Genomic DNA, 5,107 nt, shown 5'->3' with positions numbered 1-5,107 from the left:
GTGCCTCGGGGGTGCGGAGGAGGGAGCCAGCCTGGTTGGCTGGTGACCGACGACAAGCCCGCGAGGTGCGTGCCTGGCCGTCGCGCAGTAGGACCGAAGATTCATAAGACACGGCCTAGGTGCCGCTCGCCGTCGGCGGGTTGTGCCAGCCGCCGGGGCCCAGCAGGGCGGCGGCCGCGGCGGCCCCCCAGGAGCCGGGCTCGTAGGGGGCGGGCGGGCCGTCCGGTTCCAGGACCCTGGAGACGATCCGCCAGCACTCCTCGATGGCGTGGATCTTGGCGAAGCAGCGGGAGTCGCCGGTGATCGCGCCGTCGATGATGTTCTCGTACGGCTTCTCCTCCCGGCCGAGCACCTGCTCGAAGTCGACGTTCACCGGGACCATCGCCGCGGGCTCGCCGTTGCGCGGGCCCTTCAGCACCATGTCGAAGGTCAGCCCCGAGGTCGGTTCGAACCGGAAGCGGACGAGATCGGGCGGGGTCGGGACGTCCGTGGAGGCGAACAGGTCGAGCGGCGGCTTGCGGAGCTCCACCACGACGTCCGTGGCGTTGGTCCGCAGGGCCTTGCCGCTGCGCAGATAGAACGGGACGTCCGCCCACCGCCAGTTGTCGACCCACAGCTTCGCCGCGAAGTAGGTCTCGGTCTCCGAGCCCGGTTTGACCCCTTCGACCTGCTGGTAGCCGTCGTACTGGCCGCGGACGGTCTCGGCCGGGTCGATCGCGCGGGTCGCGCGCAGCACCCGCCACTTCTCGATGTGCTCGGCGTAGGCGTCCTCGACGCTCGGCGGTTCCATCGCGACGAGCGCGAACACCTGCAGCAGATGGTTCTGCACGACGTCCTTGACGCAGCCGACCGCGTCGTAGAACGAGCCCCGGTCGGCGACGTCGAAGTCCTCCAGCAGGTTGATCTGCACGCTGGAGATGAACGACCGGTTCCACAGCGGTTCGAGGAGCGTGTTGGCGAACCGGGCCGCCTTCACCCCGTCGATGGGCGCCGAACCGAGGAAGTGGTCGACGCGGAGCAGATGGTCCTGGTCGAAGTACCGGGTGAGGTCGGCGTCCAGCCTTCGGGCGGAGGCCAGGTCGTGGCCGAACGGTTTTTCGACCACGAGCCGCGCGTTCTTGTTCAGGCCCGCCCCGGCCAGCCCGGCGGCGACCCGCGTGAACAGCGACGGCGGGATCGCCAGGTAGTAGCTGGCGAAGCCCTTGCCGCGGACGGCGTCGGCGATCCTGGCGTAGGTGGAGCCGTCGAGGAAGTCGCCGGAGACCATGGTGAGCCGGGCGGCGAGCCGCGCGAACACCGACTCGTCGAAGTCGGTGACGGCCGCGCGGATCGCGTCCCTGGCGTGTTCCCTGAGGGTCAGGTCGTCCCAGCCGGCGGCGGCGACCCCGACGACCGGGATGTGCAGCCGGCCGGCCTCGGTGAGCCGGTACAGCGCCGGGAAGATCATCTTCTTGACGAGGTCGCCCGAGACCCCGAACAGCACGAAGACCCCGGCGGTCGTGGGCGTGCCGCCTTCCGGCGAGGTCACGGGTTGTCGCTTCCCACGATGCCCCAGGAGCCGCTGTAGGCCGTGCCGGGCTGCAGGGCGACGACGTCGGTCTCGCTGGCGAAACCGTTCGGCGGGCAGGTCATCGGCTCCACGCCCAGACCCATCCGGAGGTCGGAGTCGGGCACGCCGTCGGCGGTGTACAGCTCCAGCCAGGGCTGGACGTCGTCCAGCCAGAACGACGTGGTGCGGGTGGTGCCCTGGAGATGGACCCAGGCGCGGCCCTGCTCGTCGCGCTCCAGCCCGGTGAAGGCCCGGTCGATCTTCAGATCGCCCAGCTTGCGGGGCGTCCGCAGATCGAACGGGGTGCCTTCGACGGGCTCGGTGCCGTTGCGCGGGATCATCATCTTGTCGACGGGCAGGTGGCGGCTGCCGGGCGCCTGCACGACGCAGGAGTCGATGGTCTCGCCGACGGTGATGTAGGGGTGGGCGCCGTGGGCGTAGGGCGTGACGGTGTCGCCGTCGTTGCGGGCGGAGACCCGGATCGTCAGCCCGGTCTCGGCGTCGAGGCGGTACTCGGCCTCCAGCGCGAGCCGGAACGGGTAGCCGGGGCTGCCGAGCAGCGCGCAGGACAGTTTCACCGCGTCGGCGCTCCTGCTGACGGTGGTCCACGGCATCCAGCGGGCCAGGCCGTGGATGGCGCAGTCGAACTCCGGTTCGTTGATGATGAGCTGCTCCGGCTTGCCCTGCCAGGTGTAGCGGCCCTTCTCGATCCGGTTCGGCCACGGGATCAGGAGCTGGCCGAAGGCCGCGGGCGCGATCTCGTCCGGGCCGTAGGTCAGGACGAGGGGAAGCCCCGACTTCGTCAGGGAGCGGAGACCGGCTCCGCACTCGGTGACGACGGCCTCGTAGGCGCCTGTGGACAGCGTGAATTGCTCGCCACTCAGCGGAGAAGTAGTCATGTCCCGCTATTTACCCCGACCAAAAACCAGCAGAAGCCGCCCAATGCAAAAACGCGGCAATATCGGAGATTTCCCCTATCCGGCGCGCGGACGGCGGGTAGACCAGGGAAATGACAAGAATCGTCGTAGTCGGTGCAGGTTTCGGGGGCTTCCACTGCCTGAAGGCGCTCCAGCGGCGCCTGCCGCGGGGCTCCGCCGAACTGGTCGTGATCAACCCCGACAACTATCACCTGTACACGCCGCTCCTGCCGCACGTGGCGGGCGGCCGCGTCCACCCGTCGTCGATCGCCGTGCCGCTGCGCAACCTCAGGAAGACGCGCTTCGTGCGGGGCAGCGTCATCGACACCGATCTCAACGCCCGCCAGGTCACCGTGCTGGGCCCCGACGGCAAGAAGCGCACGATGGCCTACGACCGGCTGATCCTCGCGCCGGGCGCCGTCACCCGCGTCTTCAACATTCCCGGGCTGCTGGAGCACGCCCACGGCTTCAAGACCATCACCGAGGCGGCGTTCCTCTACGACCGGGTGCTGGCCAACCTCGAACTGGCCGGGACCACCACCGACCACGTCGAACGCGAAGCGCTCACCACCTTCGTCGTCGTCGGCGCGGGCCTGGCGGGTTCGGAGTACATCGCGCAGGCCAAGCGGCTGGCCGCCGAGGCCGCGCCGGGCCTGGCCACCCGCTGGCTGCTGCTCGACATGGCGCCGACGGTGATGCCGCAGCTCGGCGACCGGCTGTCGGTGAAGGCGCTGCAGGCGCTCAGCGCGTCCGGGATCGACGTGCGGCTCCAGACGTCGATCACCGAGGTGACGAAGGACTCCGTGACCCTCACCGACGGCACCAAGATCCCGTGCGGGATGCTCGTCTGGACGGCCGGAGTGTCGGCCAGCCCGCTGATCGAACGGCTCGGCCTGCCGACCCAGCGGGGCCGGCTCGTCGTCGACGCGACCATGGCGGTACCGGGCCACCCCGACGTCTTCGCCCTGGGCGACGCCGCCGCCGTCCCCGACCTGACCTCCTCGGACGGGGAGGTCTGCGCGCAGACCGCCCAGCACGCGATGCGGCAGGGCGTGGCGCTGGCCAACAACGTCGCGGCGTCGCTGGGGTTCGGCGAGTTCCGGCCCTACCGCCACCACGACCTGGGCATGGTCGCCGACCTGGGCGGGTTCAAGGGGGTGGCGCTGCCGCTGCACATCCCGATGTCGGGGCCGCTGGCCAAGGCCGTCGCGAGCGCCTACCACCTGATGAGCCTGGAGTCGGTCGGCAACCGGATCCGGCTGGCGTCGGACTGGGTGCTGCACTGGCTCACCCAGCCGGCGCCGACCGCGCTCGGCCTGGTGCCCGAGTCGCACGCCGACCTGACCGCGGCGGAGCAGCTCGGCATCTACCCGCCGGTCTCCGACCGCGCGACGGACGACGCCGCGGTCGCCGCCAAGACGACCGGCGCCAAGACCGGAGCGAAAGCCTCGAAGGCCTCGGTGAAGGCCTGACCGGTGCCGTCAGTTGGTCAGCACACCGGCGGCGGTGTTGATGGTGACGGCCAGCAGCACCGTGCCGTACAGGTAGGACAGCAGGGTGTGCCGCAGCACCACGGCGCGGATCATGCTGCTGGACACGTCGGTGTCGGAGACCTGGTAGGTCATCCCGAGGTTGTAGCTGAAATAGAAGAAGTCGCGGTACGCCGGCGGCGAGTCGCTGTTGAAGTTGATTCCGCCGTCGGCAGGCCCGTAGTAGAGGTGCGCGTAGCGGATCGCGTACATGAGGTGGAGCATCCCCCAGCTCAGGAACACTCCGAGCAGCCCCATCGAGGCGACGAGGGTCTTCGATCCGGCGTGGTGGATCGACAGGACGATCACGCTGACGGCCAGGCACCCGATGGCTCCGCCGATGATGAGCAGTTCCTGGAACAGCGGGTGGAACAGTTCCCGCCGGGCGTTGTCGAGGGTCGCGTCAGCCGGCATCGGCCAGAATCTGACCACCCCGAACACGATGAACGATCCGCTCATCGCGACGATCCCCGATATCGCCGCCAGCGGCAGGCTGACGAACCAGCTCACGATCCCGAAAACAGCGACGCCGAACGCAAGGCACGCAATACGAAGATAGGGCAAAGAAATAGCACCCGCTCAATTCCACCGACCACTCGCACGGACTTCCCCACGATAAACCTCACCCGCCCGAAACCCCGAGAACCCCCTGGCGGTGTTGCGAACCTCTGGACAGTACGCCCGTACCGTGCGACGGTATGGGCGTACTGTCGTGGGGTGGGAGAGGTCAGGTGGGTGAGCCTGTGAGCGCGGTGCTGGTCCTGGGCGGTTACGGTGCGGTCGGCCGTCGGCTGGCTCCGCTGCTGCGGGAGGGCGGCGACACCGTCGTCTCGGCGGGACGTGACCCCGACCGCGCCGACCGGCGGGTCGACCTGGCCGAGCCCGGTCTGTCGTCTTATCTCGCGGCGCTGGACGGGGTGGACGTCGTCGTCAACGCCTCGGGGGCGGAGGACCCGCGGCTGGCGGAGCTCGCGACACGGCACGGCGCGGCGTTCGTGGACGTCACGGCCACGCCCGCCTATGTGGCGGCGCTGGAGCGGCTCGACCTGCCGCGTCCGGTGCTGGTCAGCGTCGGTCTCGCGCCCGGGCTCACCAATCTGCTGGCGGCCGCC

Annotated in this window: 5 protein-coding genes; 2 read left to right on the top strand and 3 right to left on the bottom strand. The window is 69.7% G+C overall.

What is annotated here, in order from left to right; all coding sequences use genetic code 11:
• Positions 1-115 precede the first annotated feature (115 nt).
• Both ACYVE7_RS28705 and ACYVE7_RS28700 read right to left on the bottom strand, forming a co-directional pair.
• A complete protein-coding gene (locus ACYVE7_RS28705; RefSeq protein WP_460368962.1) occupies positions 116-1,528 on the bottom strand; it encodes a glucose-6-phosphate dehydrogenase in 1,413 nt (470 codons plus the stop codon).
• Positions 1,525-2,448: an aldose 1-epimerase family protein gene (locus ACYVE7_RS28700; RefSeq protein WP_460368960.1), complete on the bottom strand. Its 924-nt coding sequence runs from the start codon at positions 2,446-2,448 to the stop codon at positions 1,525-1,527. The genes ACYVE7_RS28705 and ACYVE7_RS28700 overlap by 4 nt, the downstream gene beginning before the upstream one ends.
• A 110-nt stretch (positions 2,449-2,558) precedes the next feature.
• Between ACYVE7_RS28700 and ACYVE7_RS28695 the strand changes: the two genes are divergently transcribed.
• On the top strand, positions 2,559-3,938 hold the full coding sequence (locus tag ACYVE7_RS28695) for an NAD(P)/FAD-dependent oxidoreductase (protein ID WP_460368959.1): 1,380 nt from the start codon (positions 2,559-2,561) through the stop codon (positions 3,936-3,938).
• Between the two features lie 9 nt (positions 3,939-3,947).
• Here the strand turns inward: ACYVE7_RS28695 and ACYVE7_RS28690 are convergent, their stop codons facing one another.
• On the bottom strand, positions 3,948-4,505 hold the full coding sequence (locus ACYVE7_RS28690; protein ID WP_460368957.1) for a DUF1345 domain-containing protein: 558 nt from the start codon (positions 4,503-4,505) through the stop codon (positions 3,948-3,950).
• Positions 4,506-4,726: 221 nt separating this feature from the next.
• Between ACYVE7_RS28690 and ACYVE7_RS28685 the strand changes: the two genes are divergently transcribed.
• A partial coding sequence (locus ACYVE7_RS28685) for a saccharopine dehydrogenase NADP-binding domain-containing protein (RefSeq protein WP_460368956.1) occupies positions 4,727-5,107 on the top strand: 381 nt, incomplete at its 3' end.

Source organism: Actinocorallia lasiicapitis, assembly GCF_054778695.1.
Note: the sequence above shows the minus strand (reverse complement) of the source record. Positions and strands in the feature narration are given on the sequence as shown.

Excerpts from the sequence above, each read along its gene's own strand:
- ACYVE7_RS28700 (WP_460368960.1), bottom strand. The coding sequence starts at position 2,448 with ATGACTACTTCTCCGCTGAGTGGCGAGCAATTCACGCTGTCCACAGGC.
- ACYVE7_RS28695 (WP_460368959.1), top strand. The coding sequence starts at position 2,559 with ATGACAAGAATCGTCGTAGTCGGTGCAGGTTTCGGGGGCTTCCACTGC.